The following is an 18,324-nucleotide window of genomic DNA, read 5'->3' on the forward strand; positions in this document are numbered from 1 at the left end:
GCCTGGCGCGAACGGCATGAGGATGCGCGTGGCGACCGGTACTGCCGGAGCTTCGCCGCCGTATTGGTGAAAATGGCTACCTGGGGCAGGTAGCGCCAATAGGCGTTTTTGCGAGATCGGGCGTCCGGGCGTAAGCCTGGCGGGAAGGCCGAGTATAACAGAGGCTCGGCCACAGCAACCGATTGTAATGATGTTCTTGAACAAAAAACAGCCACCTTCATGGCGCGGGGGTGGCGAATCGCGCCAGCAACTCGACGTAAGCCGGCTCACCGCGGAACTGGCGCAAGGTACTGGCAAAGCGCTCTGCAAGCTCTTCCATGCCCGGCCCGCGGCGTAGCGCCAGGTATTGGCGGTCGCTGCTGACCACGGTAGGCAGGGCGCTGACCTGCTGCTGGAGGTTGAGGTGTTCCAGCGCGTATTGCCCGGCCCGGCGGTCAGTGATGACCAGATCGACGCGCCCCAGCATCAACTTGCCCAGGTTGGCCTCGAGTGTCGGCGCGGACTCCCGGTAGATGCCCGGCGCCTTCATGAACGCCTCGCCATACTGGAACCCGGCCTGGGTGCCGATGATCAGCCCTTGCAGGTCAGCCATTGTGTTGAACGCATGGGGGCGCTCGTTGGCCTGGAACAGCAGGAACTCCACCTCCGACAGCGGCTCGCTGGGGTAGATCAGCATGGCGTCGCGTTCGCGGGTTTCAAGGATGTCCAGCACGGCGTCCGCCTGCCCTTGGCGAGCCATCGCCAGGCAGCGCCGCCACGGCAGGAACTGCCAGTGCACCTGAACATTCATGCGGCGGAACACTTCAGCGGCGATTTCGTAATCCAGCCCCGTCGGCTTGCCGTCTTTCAGGTAGCTGAAAGGCGCCCAGGGTTCGGTCACCAACCGCAATGGCTCCGCACGCGCGCTCAAGGCCAAGGTTGCCAGCAAGGCGGCAACCAGCCAGCGCCAAAGGGCAGGCAGGGTAGGCAAGCGGTCAGGGAGCATGGGCGGGCCAGATAAGGCAAACGGTAGGCATGGTAGTGCGCGCGCCTACCGTTTGGCCACCCGCCAGTTTTGTCAGCTAGGCAACTGCAGGTTGTTCCAGATCGCCAGGCTAGGCTCGGCCTGGTTCAGGGTGTAGAAGTGCAGGCCAGGCGCGCCGCCGGCCAGCAGTTGCTCACACAGGCGGGTGATGACTTCTTCACCGAAAGCCTGAATGCTGGCGCTGTCGTCACCGTAGGCTTCCAGCTGCTTGCGCACCCAGCGCGGGATCTCGGCGCCACAGGCGTCGGAGAAGCGTGCCAGCTTGCTGTAGTTGGTGATCGGCATGATGCCCGGAACGATCGGGATATCCACACCCAGCTTGCGTACGCGCTCGACGAAGTAGAAGTAGCAGTCGGCGTTGAAGAAGTACTGGGTAATGGCGCTGTTGGCACCGGCCTTGGCCTTGGTGGCGAAGGCGGCCAGATCGTGCTCGAAATTGCGCGCCTGCGGGTGCATCTCAGGGTACGCAGCCACTTCCAGGTGGAAGTGGTCGCCGGTTTCGGCGCGGATGAATTCGACCAGGTCGCTGGCATGGCGCAATTCGCCTGCCGCCATGCCCATGCCCGAGGGCAGGTCACCGCGCAGCGCAACGATACGCTTGATGCCGGCGTTCTTGTATCCGGCCAGCAGCTCACGCAGCTCGGCCTTGGTGTCGCCTACGCAAGAGAGGTGAGGCGCGGCGGGCACGCTGACTTCGCGCTCCAGTTGCAGCACCGTACCCAGCGTGCGATCACGGGTCGAGCCACCGGCACCGTAGGTGCAGGAGAAGAAAGCAGGTTTGTGAGCCGCCAACTGGCGCGCCACACCCATGAGCTTCTCGTGCCCCGCCTCGGTCTTGGTGGGGAAAACTCGAAACTGATGTTATCTGATGTCGTCATGGAAGAGCCTTCACTCAGCCTCAAGCTCCAAGCCTCAAGCTGCAAGCCAAGGCAGATCTGCTTTGACTTGCAGCTTGCAGCTAAAAGCTTGCAGCTCGATTAATACCGGTAGGTGTCGGGCTTGAACGGGCCTTCGACCGTGACGCCGATGTAATCGGCCTGCTTGGGCGTGAGTTGAGTGACTACGCCGCCGAAGCCCTTGACCATTTCCAGGGCCACTTCCTCGTCCAGCTTCTTGGGCAGCACTTCGACGGTCAGGCGCGCGGCCTTGTCTGCGCCGGAGAGGTCAGCGAACTTCTGCTCGAACAGGTGGATCTGCGCCAGCACCTGGTTGGCGAAGGAACCGTCCATGATCCGGCTCGGGTGGCCAGTGGCGTTGCCCAGGTTCACCAGGCGGCCTTCGGCCAGCAGGATCAGGTAGTCATCGTTCTGCGCATCGAAGCTGCCGGCGCCGGTGCGGTGAACCTTGTGTACCTGTGGCTTGACCTCTTCCCACGCCCAGTTCTTGCGCATGAAGGCGGTGTCGATCTCGTTGTCGAAGTGGCCGATGTTGCACACCACTGCGCGCTTTTTCAGCGCCTTGAGCATGTTGGCGTCGCACACGTTGACGTTGCCGGTGGTGGTCACGATCAGGTCGATCTTGCCCAGCAGGGCGGCATCCACACTGGCTTCGGTGCCATCGTTGAGGCCGTTGTTGTACGGCGAAACCACTTCGAAGCCGTCCATGCAGGCCTGCATGGCGCAGATCGGGTCGACTTCCGACACCTTGACGATCATGCCTTCCTGGCGCAGCGACTGCGCCGAGCCCTTGCCCACGTCGCCGTAGCCGATCACCAGCGCCTGCTTGCCGGAGAGCAAGTGGTCGGTGCCGCGCTTGATGGCGTCGTTCAGGCTGTGGCGGCAGCCGTACTTGTTGTCGTTCTTGCTCTTGGTGACCGAGTCGTTGACGTTGACCGCCGGGACCTTGAGGGTGCCCTTGGCCAGCATGTCGAGCAGGCGATGCACACCGGTGGTGGTTTCTTCGGTCACGCCGTGAATGCGGTCGAGCATCTGCGGGTATTTGTTGTGCAGGATTTCGGTGAGGTCGCCACCGTCGTCCAGCACCATGTTGGCGTCCCATGGCTGGCCGCCGCTGAGGATGGTCTGCTCGATGCACCACTCGTACTCGGCTTCGGTTTCGCCCTTCCAGGCGAACACCGGGATGCCGGCGGCGGCGATGGCGGCAGCGGCCTGGTCCTGGGTCGAGAAGATGTTGCACGACGACCAGCGTACTTCAGCGCCCAGTGCGATCAGGGTTTCGATCAGCACGGCGGTCTGGATGGTCATGTGGATGCAGCCGATGATCTTGGCGCCCTTGAGCGGTTGCTGGCCGGCGTATTTGCGGCGCAGGCCCATCAGGGCAGGCATTTCGGACTCGGCGATGATGATTTCGCGGCGGCCCCAGGCAGCCAGGGAGATGTCGGCGACCTTGAAGTCGGAAAAACCGGCAGGCGTCATTACAGCGCTCATTGAAGAGCCTCCATTCGTTAGGTGCGAATGGGCGCCGTTGTGCGTTTGGCCACGGAACCGGGCCGGAGCACGCCCCATCCGAGCCTGACAGGTGAACACCTGCTGCAGCGCCCCTCGGACAGGTGGCGGGAACGCCCGCGGCAGTGGCGGGCGCTGAACGAAAACGGTGTGATTATAGGGAAGGGTTTCGGGGCTGTCGAATCCCCGCAAAGGTGTTTTGCACAGCCGGCCATCGGACGATTGTGGGCGTTGCACCCGCTCTGCCATCATGGCCGGCACATCCCCAGACGGCAGGAGCGCGCCATGAACTTCCACACCCGCAAGTGGGTGAAACCCGAAGACCTCAACCCCAACGGCACCCTGTTCGGTGGCAGCCTGCTGCGCTGGATCGACGAAGAGGCGGCGATCTACGCCATCGTGCAGCTGGGTAATCAGCGGGTCGTGACCAAGTACATTTCCGAGATCAACTTCGTCAGCGCCTCGCGCCAGGGCGACATCATCGAACTGGGCATCACCGCCACCGAGTTCGGCCGCACCTCGATCACCTTGAGCTGCGAAGTGCGCAACAAGATCACTCGCAAGAGCATTCTGACCATCGACAAGCTGGTGTTCGTCAACCTCGGCGAGGACGGCCTGCCTGCCCCGCACGGCCGCACCGAAATCCGCTACATCAAGGACCAGTTCTCCAGCGAAGAGCTTTGACCTGAAACGAAAAGGCCGGGCAATCGCCCGGCCTTTCGTATTTTCAGAAGATCAGCTTGAAGGCCAGGATCACCACCACCAGGCCGATCAGGAAAATGATGCCAACGGTACCGCCGAGAAACTTGAGCATGGCCCTACTCCATATGGGATTCATGCGATAGACACTCGGGATGTGCCATGCGTTTCGTCGGGTTTCAACCGGCTTTGGGCGCGGTCACCGCCTTGACCACTTTGCCGATGGTCAGGCCCTGCAGCAGGATCGACGAGAGCACCACGATGTAGGTGATGCTCAGCAGCAGGTCACGCTCCGGCCCTACCGGCAACGCCAGCGCCAATGCCACCGAAACACCGCCGCGCAGGCCGCCCCAGGTGAGCACCCGGATCGACCCTTGCGGAATGTTGCGCCAGCGGCGCGCCAGGGCAATGGCCGGTGCCACGGTGATGAACCGCGACAGCAGAATCGCCACCGCCAGCATGCTGGCGGCCATCAGGTGCGTCCACGAGAACGGCAACAGCAGCAGCTCCATGCCGATCAGCGCGAACAGCGCGGCGTTGAGCATGTCGTCGAGCAATTCCCAGAAACCGTCCATGTAGCGGCGGGTCATGTCGTTCATTGCAAGCTTGCGGCCCAGGTTGCCGATGATCAGCCCTGCCACCACCATGGCGATGGGGGCCGACACGTGCAGCTCGTAGGCCAACGCCGAGCCGCCGATCACCAGGGCAAGCGTCAGCATCACTTCAACCTGGTACTGCTCGACGCTCTTGATCATGCGGTACACCGCGTAGCCGATCAGGCCGCCGAACAGCACGCCGCCAATGGCTTCGTGCACGAACAGCATCGCTGTGGCGCTGACGGTGGGCGCTTCGCCCAGTTGGGCAATGCCCAGCAACACGGTGAACACCACAACGGCTGTGCCGTCGTTGAACAGCGATTCGCCGACGATGGTGGTTTTCAACGGCTTGGACGCATTGGCAGTGCGCAGCGCGCCGAGCACGGCGATCGGGTCTGTGGGTGAGATCAACGCGCCGAACAGCAGGCAGTAGAGGAAGCTGATGTGCCAGCCGAACATCGCGAAGATGTAAAACGCCAGGGTGCCGATCACGAAGGTGGCGATCAGCACGCCGAAGGTCGCCAGCAGCCCGATGGGCCAGCGGTAGCTGCGCAGGTCGCCCAGGTTCACATGCAAGGCGCCGGCGAACAGCAGGAACGACAGCATCCAGTTCATCAACAGGTCGTTGAAGTCGATTTCGCCGATCAGTGCGCGCACTCGGTCTTCGAGCCCGGGGTAGCCCAGCAGGCTCAGGCCTTGCAGCATCAGGGAAAACATCAGCGCAGTGACCATCACGCCAATCGCCGGCGGCAGGCCGATGAAGCGATAGTTCACGTAGGTGAGCAGGGTGGTGAGGCAGATGAAAGTTGCGACAATTTCAAGCATTCGGCATCCCGTCCTAGAGTCCAATGAACATGCCCGGGGAAGTGCGGGCAGGGTGTAGGAAGGCCATCACAGGCCTTAGGGCACATGGACAAGTCCTGATAGGCCTGCGTTTCGTCGCACCATCACATCGCAATGATGATGGCGACCACCATTGGTGGGAGATTCTATGGTTTTTGCAACCCTTGTCTCTGACCATCTTGCAGCCCCGGCGTAGCGCCGGGGTCACGCTGTCAATGGCGTGGGAGGCCGGCTTGCCGGGCGATGCGGGCCCCACAGCTGTACTCGCGCCCAGCCGTAAGCGCCGAGGTGACAGAATCGCCTCGGTTGGTTCTCACCGCTTCAAACCTCCAGCAGCTTTTTCAGGCGCTAACGGTGGCCCCATAACTTCTCGTGACGGCCTGGTACTCGGTGCCACCCTTCATCAACGCGAATGCCACACGCGCCAGTTTTCGCGCGAGCATGACCAGTACCTGTGTCGTTGCCAGCCCTCTGGCCCGGTGATGTTCGTAGAATCCTTTCCACTGTGCGGTGCGGCTGGCACTCATTCCAGCGTTGTGGAGCAGGCGTCTGATCTCACCGCAGCCTCGCTTGCTCAGGCATCGCTGGCCCTGTTTCCTGCCTGAGTCCGACACGCGCAAGTCCAGGCCGAGGAAGGCGATGAAGGCGTCGGAAGACGTGAAGTCGCCGCGGATGAAGGCCATGATCAAGCCAGCAGCCGTCAACGGGCCTATGCCCTCAATGGCCTGAATACGTTTGGCGTGACTCAGCAGGTTGGCCTCTCTGAGCGCCTCGTGGATCTTCTTTTCCATGCTGCGAAGCGCAAGCCCCAGCTGCCGCTTGATCTGTGCAAGTTCGGCTTTCAGTGCCGGCTCGCCGTCCAGGCTCAGCTGCATGCACTGCAGGCTTTTAACCACCACCGCGCGCCGGCGCAAGAGGCTTTGAAGCTTGCGGTAGGCCGGTGGGGGTGGCGACCAGGGGCGCAGTTCGTCACCTTCGTTTTTCAGATAACGCGCCAGCAAACGCGCATCGCAAGGGTCGGTCTTGGCCCGCTGGCCGATTCCCTTACGGTAATTGTTCAAGCGGTAGCCATCGATCACAAACACGTCGAAGCCGGCTGCATGAGCCAGTTCCGTCACGTCATAGTGATAGGCATTGGTAGGCTCGAGTGCGATTGCGGCCTGGGCGGGCAGCGATCTAAGCCAGGCCTTGATTTGAGGTTTTGTATTGGGGATGCGCGTCAGGCTGTCGCAATCGCTGCGGTAGATCACCAGTTCGTCCTTGGCGACATCGACACCCAACTCGGTACGTTGCACACGGTTTGCCATGGTCGGCCACTCCGGTTAGCTTTGACGATACTTGAAGGGGGCACCCAGTGGCGCAGCCTTGTCGCTATCGTCGTTTACGACCGAAGCATTCTTTATCGGCGCTTGGGTGAAGGGGGAGGGACGTTTTCTCTCACTGGCTGTATTGCTGGTCAGAGCAATCAGATGGGCGGCTTGTCCCTCCTCCCCCTTCAAGTATCACCATACAAGGGCGGCTTGCCGCGCGATGCGCTTGGCTTCGAACTGTCGCCCGGCAAGCCGGCCTCCCACTCGGCAGATTCAACCTACCTGGTGGGCCCATCCATTTGACAGATCTCATCCACCTGGCAAATGCCACCGGCCTCCCACTTTTGGAATAAAACAGCATTAGGTCAACCCGCCTTGACCTGCCCCAGCACCGACCGCGCTTCGCAATAATCCCCGGCGGCCTTTTCGATGCTCAGTACGCCTGAACACGGCGCCAACACCTGCGTCTCCATCTTCATCGCCTCTATCACCGCGATCACCTGGCCAGCCTCCACCTGTGCGCCGTCGTCCACCACCCAGGCGTGCAGGTTGCCTGCTACCAGCGCCTTGACCGCACCCGGCTCCGGAGCTGTTTCGCAAGCCACCGCCGGCGTGGGCGCGGCCTGGTTGAAGCCGCCCAGCAACGCCGCCGGCAATCCCAGGGCATGGCGTTTGCCGTCGATCTCGACGAAAGTGCGCAGCACCTGCGGGCCAGCCTCTGGCGCTGTGTAGGGCGCAATGGCGATCTGCTCGGCAAATGCCGTTTCGATCCAGCGGGTGTGCACGGCGAAACGCTCCGGGCCGGTGAAGTCCGCGTGGGCCATCACTGCCTGGTGAAACGGCAGCACCGTGGCAATGCCCTCCACCTGAAACTCGGCCAGCGCGCGGCGGGCGCGCGCGATGGCCTGCTCGCGGGTGGCGCCGGTGACGATCAGCTTGGCGATCATCGAATCGAAGTTCGCCGGCACCCGCCCGCCGCTTTCGAGGCCACTGTCCAGGCGCACACCCGGCCCGCTGGGCGGCACGAAACGCGTCACCTGCCCGGGCGTTGGCAAAAAGCCGTTACCGGCGTCTTCGGCGTTGATGCGGAATTCGAGACTGTGCCCGCGCGGCGCGGGCGGCTGGTCGAACGACAGCGGCAGGCCGTCGGCAATGCGCAGTTGCTCCTGCACCAGGTCCAGGCCGCTGGTTTCCTCGGTCACCGGGTGCTCGACCTGCAAGCGCGTATTGACCTCCAGGAACGACAGCGTCCCGCCTTCGCTGAGCAGAAATTCCACCGTGCCGGCCCCGACGTAGCCGGCCTTTTCACAAATGGCCTGGGCCGACTCATGAATGCGTTGGCGCAAGGCATCGTTCAAGAACGGCGCCGGCGCCTCTTCCACCAGCTTCTGGTTGCGCCGCTGCAACGAGCAATCGCGTGTGCCCACTACGCGTACACGCCCATGGCTGTCGGCGATCACCTGGGCTTCGATGTGGCGCGGGCGGTCGAGAAACTGCTCGACGAAGCATTCACCGCGGCCGAAGGCGGCAGTCGCTTCGCGCACCGCCGAGTGATAGAGCTCGGCGACCTCGTCCATGCGCCAGGCCACTTTCAGCCCGCGGCCGCCGCCGCCAAAGGCCGCTTTGATGGCGATCGGCAAACCGTGCTGTTCGGCGAACGCCAGCACTTCGGCAGCGTTCTCTACCGGCCCTTCAGTACCCGATACCAGCGGTGCGCCGACGCTCTGGGCGATGCGCCGTGCCTGCACCTTGTCGCCCAAGGCTTCGATGGTGGCAGGTGACGGGCCGATCCAGATGAGGCCTGCGCCTATGACTGCCTGAGCGAAGTCGGCACGCTCGGACAGGAACCCGTAGCCGGGGTGCACGGCATCGGCGCCGGCGCGTGCCGCCACGGCGAGCAGTTTGTCGATGGCCAGGTACGTGTCGGCGGGGCGCTCGCCGCCAAGGGCGTAAGCCTCATCGGCCATGCGCACATGCAGGGCATCCATGTCGGCATCGGCATACACCGCGACCGACGCCACGCCATAGTCACGGCAGGCGCGGGCGATGCGCACGGCAATTTCACCACGGTTGGCGATCAGAACCTTTTTCATGGGTGTTCGTCATCCTGAAGGCTGGGGCACACGGGTTCGAACGCGCCCAGCAAATTGAAGCGAAGGGTGGCACCTACCGGGATCTGCCCGGCGAGGTCCAGATGATGGTTGGCGACCATGCCGATCACCGGGTAGCCGCCGGTGAGCGGGTGGTCGGCCAGAAACAGCACGGGCTGGCCGTTGGCAGGCACCTGGATGGCGCCAACCGCAGTGCCTTCGCTGGGCAGCTCGCCCGGCACCTGGCGCTCCAGCGGCACTTCGCCCTCCAGGCGAATGCCCACCCGGCTTGACTGCGGTGTAACCCGCCAGCCCTGCGTGGCCAGGTTGCTCAGCGCCTGCGCGGTGAACCAGTCGGCGCGCGGGCCCGGCACGACATCGAGCACAACCGTGCTGCCCGGGCGAGGCGCTTCGAAGGCCGGTGCTTGCTCGGTGCTGACCGCTTGGCCGGCCGTTTGGGGCCGGATTACGAGGCGGTCGCCGCGAGCCACCGCAGGCGGGCCGACTTGCGCCAACGTATCGGTGGCGACGCTGCCCAGCACCGGCGCAACCTCGAAACCGCCGCGGGCGGCCAGGTAGCTGCGCAGCCCGGCGGTTGGCGCATCGATAAACACACGATCACCGCTTTCGAGCATGAAAGGCTGATACAGGGCTGGCGAGCGAACCGCGCCTTCGCTGTTGGTGACCTCGACCTTGCATTCGGCACCGGTCACCGCCAGCAGCGCACCGCCATGGCAACGTGCCTCGAAGCCGCCGAGCAGGATCTCAAGACAGCCCGTGGCGGCATCGTTGCCCACTGCACGATTGGCTGCGCGCAGGGCACCGCAGTCCAATGCACCCGATTGCGATACCCCTTCACCGGCCCGGCCGGGGCGGCCGAGGTCCTGCCAAAGAGCCTGCATGCCGGGCGCCAGCACTTTCAGGTGAGGGCCGTCAGGAACAGATGCAGCCACGGCTTCCTGCTTGCTCGGCACAGGCGCTGCGCCCACCGCCACTTGCGGGCCGGCATCACGAAAACGCACACGGTAACCGGGCTTAAGCAACGCCGGCTCATCGCGCTCCAGGTCCCACATGTCCAGCGGCGTAACGCCGATCAACTGCCAGCCGCCGGGGCTGGCCTTGGGGTAGACGCCGCTGAACGCGCCAGCCAACGCCACCGCGCCAGCCGGGATACGCATGCGTGGCGACGGCCGTCGCGGCACCTCGAAACCTGCGCCGCCGCTTCAGTAGGCAAAGCCTGGGGCGAAGCCGCAGAAGGCCACGCTGTAGTCACTGCCGGTGTGGCGGCGGATCAGCTCCGGCACGGTCAAGCCCAGCAGCGCGGCCACTTCCTCCAGGTCTTCGCCCTGGTAATGCACCGGGACCTCCACCTGCTTGCCGGCGGCGCGGCCCTGCTGGTGCAGGTCGAGGTGGGCAATGCGCTTGGCCAGAGCCTCGCGGGTGATGGCTGCTGGGCGAAAGGACACCAGCAGCGTGCGCGCCGCCGGCACGATCTCTTCCACGCCTTGGATGGGCGCGGCCAGTAAGGCGTCGAACGCGGCCAGGGTCTGGTCGAGGTTCTCCAGCTCCACCAGCAGCGCGTCGAAGTTGACGGGGTAAACGCATGGCCACCCCCTAGCCTTTGGCGCTGGCGAAGGCCGCGATGCGCAGGCCTTCCTGGTCGAAGCGCTGTTTGATCACTTGCGCCATGGCCACTGCGCCGGGGCTGTCGCCATGCACGCAGATCGAATCGGCCTCGATGCGCACCAGCGAGCCATCGTGCGCATGCATCACGCCCTCGCGCACCCAGCGCAGCAGGCGCTCGGCGACCTCTTCGGCATCATGCAGCACCGCGCCCGGCTGATTGCGCGGCAGTAATGTGCCTTCGGGTGTATAGGCTCGGTCGGCGAAGGCCTCGGCCACGCAGCGCAGCCCGGCCTCGCGCGCCCAGCCGATCAGGGGCGAGTTGGCCAGCGCGACAAGGGCGAGCGTTGGGTCTAGTTGCAGCAGAGCCTGGATCACGGCGTCGGCCTGGCGGCGGTCGTGGGCGATGGTGTTGTACAGCGCACCGTGCGGTTTGACGTAGGTCACCTGAGCGCCAGCGCTGCGGGCCAGGCCCTGCAACGCGCCGATCTGGTAGATCACGTCGCTGGTCAACTGCTCCGGGGCCACGTCCATGTTGCGGCGGCCGAAGCCGACCAGGTCGGGATACGACACATGTGCGCCGATGGCCACGCCGCGCCGCGCCGCGCTCTGCACCGTACGCCGCAGCCCGGCAGGGTCGCCTGCATGAAAGCCGCAGGCGATGTTGGCGCTGCTGACGATATCCAGCATCGCCTCGTCATCGCCCATGTGCCAGGCGCCGAAGCTCTCGCCCAGGTCGCTGTTCAGATCGATGGTTCGCATCAGTTGCTTCTCCCTTGAATTCAGGCCGCGCCGATGTAGGCGAAGATAGCGCTGGCGGATTTGAACGCCATGTACCACGACAGCATGCAGGTCAGCACGCCCAATACCAACAGCCAGCGTGGGTAGTGGTAGCCGCCCATCAGGTCGGCACGGCGCCAGCCGACGTACATGAACAGGCTCAGGCCGATCGGCAGGATCAGGCCGTTGAAGCCGCCGGCGAAGATCAGCAGCGCGGCCGGCGGTTTGCCCAGCAGCAGGTAGACGACCACCGAGATCAGGATGAATGCCACGGTGGCCAGGTTGCGCCCGCGCTCGCTGATGCGCGGGGTGAAGACGGTGATGAACGACATCGAGGTGTAGGAGGCGCCGATCACGCTGCTGATGCCGGCAGCCCACATCACCAGGCCGAACCCGATCAGCCCGGCCTGGCCGGCTGCTGCGCCGAAGGCTTGCGCCGCCGGGTTGGCGCCCTGGCCGGACACGTCGATCGCCACGCCACTGGCGACTACGCCGAGGATGGCCAGGAACAGCACGAAGCGGGCGATGCCGGTGACCAGGATGCCGTTCAGCGCAGCCTTGGAGACGACGTCGATGTGCTCGACGCCCACGGTGCCCCGGTCCAGCAGCCGGTGCGCGCCGGCATAGGTGATGTAGCCGCCTACGGTACCGCCGACGATGGTGGTGATGGCCGCGAAATCGACGAAATCAGGCCACACCGCCTGGCGCAGGGCCTCGCCCAGGGGCGGGTGCGAGGCGAAGCATGCGAACAGGATCAGCCCGACCTTGAGCACGCCCAGCAGGATCATCGCCCTGTCCATGGCCATGCCCGCGCGGCGCGAGATGAAGATGCCGATGGCGAGCAAAGCGCTGAGGGCGCCGCCCCATTTCGGGTCCAGCCCGGTGAGGGCGTTCAGGCCCAGACCGGCGCCGGCGATGTTGCCGAGGCTGAACACCAGGCCGCCGAAGATCACCAGCACCGCCAGCAGGTAGCCGCTGCCGGGAATCGCCTCGTTGGCGAGGTCCGAAGCGCGCATGCGGGTAAGGGTGACGATCCGCCATACGTTGAGCTGCACGACGAAGTCGATCAGTACCGAGGCGAGGATGCCGAAGGCGAACGCCGCGCCGAGGGTGGCGGTGAAAGTGGCGGTCTGGGTGAGAAAGCCGGGGCCCATGGCTGAGGTGGCCATCATGAAAACGGCGGCGATCAGGGAGGAGCGGCGTGCTTTGGTGAATTCGGTCGCGGTCTGTGTCACGGCAAGCAATCCCGGAATGAAGGTGCCTGAGGCAGAGCAATAGGCGTGCCATCGGTTGGAAAAATAGGTCGGATGGTCACTTTCAGGGCGCTTATATTGTTCAACAATCAATTGTTAATACGTATACAGATTGCACCAAATTGTTACTCGATTACCCATGCATGCTACCGAATGATGCACAGCCTGCTCTTGCCGTTCTTGTCAGTAGCGCAGCTGTTAGGGGAAGATCCACCCGCCAATCGCTCCCCCCTTTCTGGACGCCTTATGAACGACCTGCCCCTTTCCGCCCCTCGCACTCTGGGGGAATCGGTGATTCAACAGATTCGCCGGATGCTGGAAGAGGGCGAGCTGGTGCCCGGGCAGCGGCTGTCCGAAGCTGCGCTGGCCCAGAGCCTGGATATCTCGCGCAACACGCTGCGCGAAGCTTTCCGCGTGCTCACCCAGGAGGGCCTGCTCAAGCACGAGCCCAATCGCGGTGTCACCGTGGCCGTGCCGGACATGGCCTCGATCATCGATATCTACCGCCTGCGCCGTTTCATCGAATGCCAGGCGCTGGCCAAGTCGTATCCCCAGCACCCGGGCGCGGCGAAAATGCGCGCCGCCGTGGACGCTGCGCAGCAGGCCCGCGAGCAGCAGGACTGGGTTGCGGTGGGCACAGCGAACATGGCGTTCCACACTGCGATCGTGGAGCTGGCCGACAGCCCGCGCCTGCTGGCGTTCTATGCGCAAATCTCTGCCGAGCTCAGGCTGGCCTTCGGCCTGCTCAAGAATGCTGAATTTCTTCACGCCCCTTACGTCGACATGAACGCAGCCATTGCGCGCAGCCTTGAACAAGGCCGTGCAGCCGAGGCGACGCGCTTGCTGGAAAGCTATCTCGTGCAGTCCGAACGAACCGTGCTGGCCGCCTATGAGCGCTTGAAGCGCTGACCTGCCAAGGAGCTCCTCCGTGACCCAACCCAAGGCCCTCGACGGGCGCGCCATCGCACTGATGACGGTGCTGTGCGCCATCTGGGCGCTGCAGCAGATCGCTATCAAGCTGGGGGCCGACCAGGCTGCGCCGGTGTTGCAGATCGGTTTGCGCTCCGGCGGTGCCGCGTTGCTGGTGGGGGCGTTGATCTGCCTTCAGCGCGCGGGCTTCGCCTGGCGCAACGGCATCTGGCGGCTCGGGCTGCTGGTGGGCGGGCTATTCGCGCTGGAGTTTCTGCTGGTGGGCCAGGGCCTGCGTTACACCAGTGCCTCGCACATGGTGATTTTCCTTTACACCGCGCCCATCTTCGCCGCCGTTGGCCTGCACTGGGCGCTCCCGGCCGAGCGGCTGCAACCGTTGCAATGGCTGGGCATCGCCTTGGCGTTCTGCGGCGTGGTGGCGGCGTTCGCGGAGCGTGCCTTGGGCGGTTTCGCCGGCGCGGCCGGCGATGTGCTGCTGGGCGACGCACTGGGCCTGCTCGGCGCGGTGGCCTGGGGCGCCACCACGGTCGCGGTACGCTGCACGGCGCTGGCCCGGCTGCCGGCCACTCAGGTGCTGTTCTATCAACTGGTGACGGCCTTCATCCTGCTGCTGCTTGGCGCTGCGTTTACCGGGCAACTGAGGTTCGAGCCGACCGCCGTGACCTGGGCAAGCCTGGCCTTTCAGACGTTCGTCGTGGGCTTTGCCAGCTTTCTGGCCTGGTTCTGGCTGCTGCGCCACTACCTGGCTTCACGGTTGGGCGTGCTTTCGTTCATGACCCCACTGTTCGGCATCCTCGCGGGGGTGATGTTGCTGGGCGAGGAGGTCGAGCCTGGCTTCTTGTTGGGGGCGGGCCTGGTGATGGCGGGGATTGTGATGGTCAGCGGGCGGGAACTGTTCACTGCACTGCTGGCTCGAAACTCAGCGAAACAACGGCCCTGATGGGCACTCAAGCCAAGGAACTGCCTGATGACTATCGCCTACTGGTGTGTGCTGATCGCAATCTTTTTGCCGTACGTGTGCACGAGCATCGCAAAGGTGGCCAGCGGCCGCTTCGACCGCAAGGCCAACCACGACCCGCGGGGCTTCCAGGACGGCCTGCAAGGCTTGCCGCGCCGGGCTCACGCTGCGCAGTTGAACAGTTTCGAGGCGCTGCCGGGGTTTGCTGCCGCGGTGATCATCGCCAGCCTCGCCGGCGGCGCGCAGCAGGGTACAGTGGACAGCCTGGCAGTGGCGTTCATCGTCAGCCGAGTGCTCTACATTCTCTGCTACCTGGGAGATTACGCCCGGTTGCGTTCACTGGTTTGGTTCGTGGGGTTGCTGCTGGTGATTTCGCTGTTCGTGGCGGCGGCCTGACGGCCTAGCGGTCCAGCTCGTCGACCGCCTGCTGCAACTCTTTGCGGGCTTGGGCGAGTTTATCTTTGCGCTTGTCGATCTTCTCCGGGTCGCCCTTCCTGATCGCCTTGTCCAGGTCTGCCTGGCGTTGGCTGACCTCCCGTTTGGCATCCAGCACCTTGTTTTCACGTTCCTTGTGCAGCGAGCCGTCGTTGCAGTTGCGCTGGATGTTTTCCAGCGCTTCCTGCAGCCCGCCCTGTTGCGCACTTCCGGCTGGAGCTGCGGCAAGCTCCGCACGCACGTGGGCTTCCTTGGCGGCGCAGCCCTTCAGTGGCTCTGGCTCGTCGGCCAGCGCCAACGGGCTGAGCAGCAGGCCTGCAAGCAGGGGAAGAACGCGATTGAGGATCATGGTGGCTCCGAGGCTGAAGGTCGATCAAGCGAGCTATTGGACCGGATAACCAGCGGAAATTCCAAGCGCGAAAAGGCTGAAACTTCTTGATGCTCAAGATAGCCAACCATGGCGACCACTTCCGGGTGGGCAAAGAAGCGTTCCAGCCGTTCGGCCCGAACGGCGCCGATGCCAGGCTCGGCGAGCCACGACTGCCGGGTGCGAGCGGCCAGCAGATGCCAATGCTGCCCCAGATCGGCGGAGCCGGCGGGCGGCACGCCGATAGCCTTGAGCCAATGTTGGAATGGCAGTGAACGGGCTGCCTCAAAGCGGGCAGCCATTTTTTCGCCTGAGCCGGCCCGATACCTGCCACGTTCTCCAGTGCGGCTGCATCCAGCTCAAGCCAGGCGAACAGATGAGGTAGCTTGCCGGCGTCGATAAGCTTGCGCCAACTGGCTGGGCCGACCCCTGTAATGTTCAGGTGTTGGCGCTTACCCAGCCACTGCAAGCGCGCCAGGAACTGCGCCTCGCAGCCTTGAGCAGGGCGCCAGCAGGCCAATGGGTCCGTGGCAGCAGGCGGCTCGGGAAGCGGCGGGCGTGGCGTGGCACGCCAGGCCACGCTTTGCACTTGCGGGATGGTTTGCCCTGCCAGCGCAATCACCACCTGGTCGCCCGGGCGGATGTCCAGCTCGCGCCAACGCGCGACACTCCCTGTACTGACCTTGCGCACGGTCCGGTCATCGAGCCGGGCTGCAGCCAGCAGCAGCATCGGCGTGACCTTGCCGGTGCGCCCGACCTGAAACTCGATGGCCTGCACCTGTGCCAGTGCAGTCTTGGGCTCGTACTTCCATGCAGCGATCCAGTACGGTGCCTGCGCTTGCCATTGGCCGGCCTCCGGCCGCTTGCTGTCGCGCAGGATGATGCCGTCGGTGGCGAAGGGCAGGGGCGTGTTGTACCAGGTGTCGCGCACATGGCGGGCCTGTTCCTGCGTGGTTACGCGCTGGCTGTAGTGCCGGACCAGGCCGAAGCCCAGGCGCTCCAGTGCCTGGAGCCGTTCTGGCAACTCTGCCGGCCCTTCGGGCCAGTCCCAGGCGAAGAACCCGAGGCTGCCCGGGGCACAGCAGCTGCGTTCTTGCGCGCCATCCAGCCCGCTGCCTGCGAGCGGGCGTTGGCCGAGCCGTGCCTGGCCTGAACGTGACCGGCTTCGATGCGGAAGATCTCACCCTGCAATCGCAGGTCGATGGGCTCGGGAAGTTCGTCCGGCAGCCCATCGATCCCTTGAGCGTTGGCGGTCCAGTCGTGGCCGTGGGTGCCGTCGCCGCGGCTGATCACTTGAGCGAGGCGGCCATGCCGATAGACCACGGAGGCGGCGATGCCGTCGACTTTGGGTTGCGCCCAGACATCCTGACGGCCTTTGATCCAGGCTGCCACAGCGGCATCGTCTTGCAACTTGTGCACGCCGGTGTGCGGCACCGCATGGCGAACCGGCCCGGCAGCGCTGGCCAGCGGATCGAGCTTTGCAAGCAGAATGTCGGGGTAGCAATGGCGAAGGCGGGCCAGCCGTTGCTCAGCCTGATCGTATGCCGCGTCGGAGACCTCACTGACGCCATCTCGATGATAACGCTGGTTCCAGTGACGCAATCGGGCATCGAGGGCGCGCAGGTGCTGCGCTGCCTCCTGGCTCGACCAGTCCGGGCAGGCGCTGGCGAGTGCCGTTCCGGTCGATAGGCCGAACAGCAGGATAATGGACAGGAAAACAGCCATGGATGAGCTTCCTTGCTCGAAACGACCCGGGCAAGGCTAGAACGAAAAAACCTCCCGGCCATGGGAGGTTTTTTCAGGGTGTTGCGTTGGCCTTACAGCCCGGCGCTGGCCCGCAGTGCCTGTGCCCGGTCGGTCTTCTCCCAGGTAAAGGTGCTGAAGGTGTCGTCACCGATGGTCAGCTCGTACGGATTGCGGCCAAAGTGCCCGTAGGCAGCGGTGGCGCGGTACATAGGGTGCAGCAGGTCGAGCATGCGCGTGATGGCGTACGGGCGCAGGTCGAAGTGCTCGCGCACCAGCTGGATGATCTTGTCGTCGCTCAGCTTGCCGGTGCCGAAGGTGTTCAGCGAAATCGAAGTGGGTTGGGCCACGCCGATGGCGTAGGACACCTGAATCTCGCAGCGGTCGGCCAAGCCTGCAGCCACGATGTTCTTGGCAACGTAACGGCCGGCGTAGGCAGCGGAGCGGTCGACCTTGGATGGATCCTTGCCGGAGAACGCGCCGCCGCCGTGGCGGGCCATGCCGCCGTAGCTGTCGACGATGATCTTGCGGCCGGTGAGGCCGCAGTCGCCGACCGGGCCGCCGATGATGAACTGGCCGGTGGGGTTGATGTGGAACTGGGTGTCCTTGTGCAGCAGCTCGGCCGGCAGGCAGTGCTTGACGATCAGTTCCATCACGCCTTCGCGCAGGTCGGCGTACTTCACATCGGGGTTGTGCTGGGTGGAAAGCACCACTGCATCGATGCCCACCACTTTGCCGCCGTCGTAGCGGCAGGTAACTTGCGATTTGGCATCCGGGCGCAGCCACGGCAGCAGGCCCGACTTGCGCGCCTCGGCCTGGCGCTCGACCAGTGCGTGGGAGAAGCGGATCGGCGCGGGCATCAGCACGTCGGTTTCGTTGCTGGCGTAGCCGAACATCAGGCCCTGGTCGCCAGCGCCCTGGTCTTCAGGCTTGGCGCGGTCTACGCCCTGGTTGATGTCGGGCGATTGCTTGCCGATGATGTTCATCACGCCGCAAGTGGCGCCGTCGAAGCCCACGTCGGAGCTGGTGTAGCCGATGTCGCAGATCACGTCACGGACGATCTGCTCCAGGTCGACCCAGGCACTGGTGGTCACTTCACCAGCAACGATGGCAACACCGGTCTTGACCAGAGTCTCGACGGCTACACGGGCGTGCTTGTCCTGAGTGATGATCGCGTCCAGCACGGCATCGGAAATCTGGTCGGCGATTTCGTCCGGGTGCCCTTCGGACACGGACTCGGAGGTGAAAAGGGAGTATTCGCTCATCTC

Annotated in this window: 16 protein-coding genes, 3 pseudogenes and 1 riboswitch; of the genes and pseudogenes, 4 read left to right on the forward strand and 15 right to left on the reverse strand. The window is 64.4% G+C overall.

Features of this window, described 5'->3' with window-relative positions; genetic code table 11:
- Positions 1–217: 217 nt before the first annotated feature.
- From LN139_RS23465 to ahcY, 3 genes and pseudogenes are all read right to left on the reverse strand, one after another.
- A complete protein-coding gene (locus LN139_RS23465; protein WP_236357410.1) occupies positions 218–985 on the reverse strand; it encodes a substrate-binding periplasmic protein in 768 nt (255 codons plus the stop codon).
- A gap of 72 nt (positions 986–1,057) precedes the next feature.
- A pseudogene (gene metF, locus LN139_RS23470) lies at positions 1,058–1,885 on the reverse strand (methylenetetrahydrofolate reductase [NAD(P)H]); the annotation flags it as partial.
- A 116-nt stretch (positions 1,886–2,001) separates the two neighbouring features.
- On the reverse strand, positions 2,002–3,411 hold the full coding sequence (gene ahcY / locus LN139_RS23475; protein WP_236357412.1) for an adenosylhomocysteinase: 1,410 nt from the start codon (positions 3,409–3,411) through the stop codon (positions 2,002–2,004).
- A 22-nt stretch (positions 3,412–3,433) separates the two neighbouring features.
- Positions 3,434–3,533, reverse strand: a riboswitch (S-adenosyl-L-homocysteine riboswitch).
- A gap of 181 nt (positions 3,534–3,714) precedes the next feature.
- Here ahcY and LN139_RS23480 point away from each other — a divergent pair.
- Positions 3,715–4,113, forward strand: a complete 399-nt coding sequence (locus LN139_RS23480) for an acyl-CoA thioesterase (protein ID WP_329610984.1) — start codon at positions 3,715–3,717, stop codon at positions 4,111–4,113.
- Between the two features lie 43 nt (positions 4,114–4,156).
- On the opposite strand, the gene LN139_RS25955 is transcribed toward LN139_RS23480, so the two are convergent.
- From LN139_RS25955 to LN139_RS23510, 7 genes and pseudogenes are all read right to left on the reverse strand, one after another.
- Positions 4,157–4,267 (reverse strand): hypothetical protein, encoded by a 111-nt coding sequence (locus LN139_RS25955; protein ID WP_442964356.1) that lies wholly within the window; start codon positions 4,265–4,267, stop codon positions 4,157–4,159.
- Between the two features lie 40 nt (positions 4,268–4,307).
- Positions 4,308–5,549: a cation:proton antiporter gene (locus tag LN139_RS23485; RefSeq protein WP_236357414.1), complete on the reverse strand. Its 1,242-nt coding sequence runs from the start codon at positions 5,547–5,549 to the stop codon at positions 4,308–4,310.
- Positions 5,550–5,908: 359 nt separating this feature from the next.
- On the reverse strand, positions 5,909–6,874 hold the full coding sequence (locus LN139_RS23490) for an IS110 family transposase (protein WP_236357417.1): 966 nt from the start codon (positions 6,872–6,874) through the stop codon (positions 5,909–5,911).
- Positions 6,875–7,242: 368 nt separating this feature from the next.
- Positions 7,243–8,970, reverse strand: coding sequence for an acetyl/propionyl/methylcrotonyl-CoA carboxylase subunit alpha (locus LN139_RS23495; RefSeq protein ID WP_236357419.1), 1,728 nt, complete (start codon positions 8,968–8,970; stop codon positions 7,243–7,245).
- A pseudogene (locus LN139_RS23500) lies at positions 8,967–10,544 on the reverse strand (carboxyltransferase domain-containing protein). Before LN139_RS23500 ends, LN139_RS23495 begins: the two are co-directional and overlap by 4 nt.
- A 37-nt stretch (positions 10,545–10,581) precedes the next feature.
- Positions 10,582–11,352, reverse strand: coding sequence for a LamB/YcsF family protein (locus LN139_RS23505; protein ID WP_236357421.1), 771 nt, complete (start codon positions 11,350–11,352; stop codon positions 10,582–10,584).
- 20 nt (positions 11,353–11,372) lie between these two features.
- Entirely contained in the window at positions 11,373–12,605 is a 1,233-nt protein-coding gene (locus LN139_RS23510; RefSeq protein WP_236357424.1) for an NRAMP family divalent metal transporter, read from the reverse strand.
- Between the two features lie 264 nt (positions 12,606–12,869).
- Between LN139_RS23510 and LN139_RS23515 the strand changes: the two genes are divergently transcribed.
- Genes LN139_RS23515 through LN139_RS23525 form a run of 3 tightly spaced genes read left to right on the forward strand, consistent with a single transcriptional unit; the run spans position 12,870 to position 14,907 of the window.
- Entirely contained in the window at positions 12,870–13,532 is a 663-nt protein-coding gene (locus LN139_RS23515; protein WP_236357427.1) for a GntR family transcriptional regulator, read from the forward strand.
- Positions 13,533–13,551: 19 nt separating this feature from the next.
- The gene (locus LN139_RS23520; RefSeq protein WP_236357430.1) at positions 13,552–14,493 is read left to right on the forward strand and encodes a DMT family transporter; all 942 of its coding nucleotides are present in this window, start codon (positions 13,552–13,554) and stop codon (positions 14,491–14,493) included.
- A gap of 27 nt (positions 14,494–14,520) precedes the next feature.
- A complete protein-coding gene (locus LN139_RS23525; protein ID WP_236357432.1) occupies positions 14,521–14,907 on the forward strand; it encodes an MAPEG family protein in 387 nt (128 codons plus the stop codon).
- Positions 14,908–14,911: 4 nt separating this feature from the next.
- Here the strand turns inward: LN139_RS23525 and LN139_RS23530 are convergent, their stop codons facing one another.
- The 5 genes and pseudogenes from LN139_RS23530 to metK form a co-directional block, all read right to left on the reverse strand.
- Positions 14,912–15,295, reverse strand: coding sequence for a DUF1090 domain-containing protein (locus LN139_RS23530; RefSeq protein WP_236357433.1), 384 nt, complete (start codon positions 15,293–15,295; stop codon positions 14,912–14,914).
- A complete protein-coding gene (locus LN139_RS23535; RefSeq protein WP_236360623.1) occupies positions 15,292–15,615 on the reverse strand; it encodes a hypothetical protein in 324 nt (107 codons plus the stop codon). The genes LN139_RS23530 and LN139_RS23535 overlap by 4 nt, the downstream gene beginning before the upstream one ends.
- Positions 15,616–15,935: 320 nt before the next feature.
- Positions 15,936–16,043, reverse strand: a pseudogene (locus LN139_RS23540) (hypothetical protein); the annotation flags it as partial.
- Between the two features lie 224 nt (positions 16,044–16,267).
- The gene (locus LN139_RS23545) at positions 16,268–17,038 is read right to left on the reverse strand and encodes a hypothetical protein (RefSeq protein ID WP_236357435.1); all 771 of its coding nucleotides are present in this window, start codon (positions 17,036–17,038) and stop codon (positions 16,268–16,270) included.
- Between the two features lie 92 nt (positions 17,039–17,130).
- Positions 17,131–18,321 carry a methionine adenosyltransferase gene (gene metK / locus LN139_RS23550; protein ID WP_236357437.1) on the reverse strand — a complete coding sequence of 397 codons (1,191 nt, stop codon included), beginning with the start codon at positions 18,319–18,321 and terminating at the stop codon, positions 17,131–17,133.
- Between the last annotated feature and the right edge of the window lie 3 nt (positions 18,322–18,324).

Source organism: Pseudomonas sp. KNUC1026 (genome assembly GCF_021650705.1).
Taxonomy (GTDB): Bacteria; Pseudomonadota; Gammaproteobacteria; order Pseudomonadales; family Pseudomonadaceae; genus Aquipseudomonas.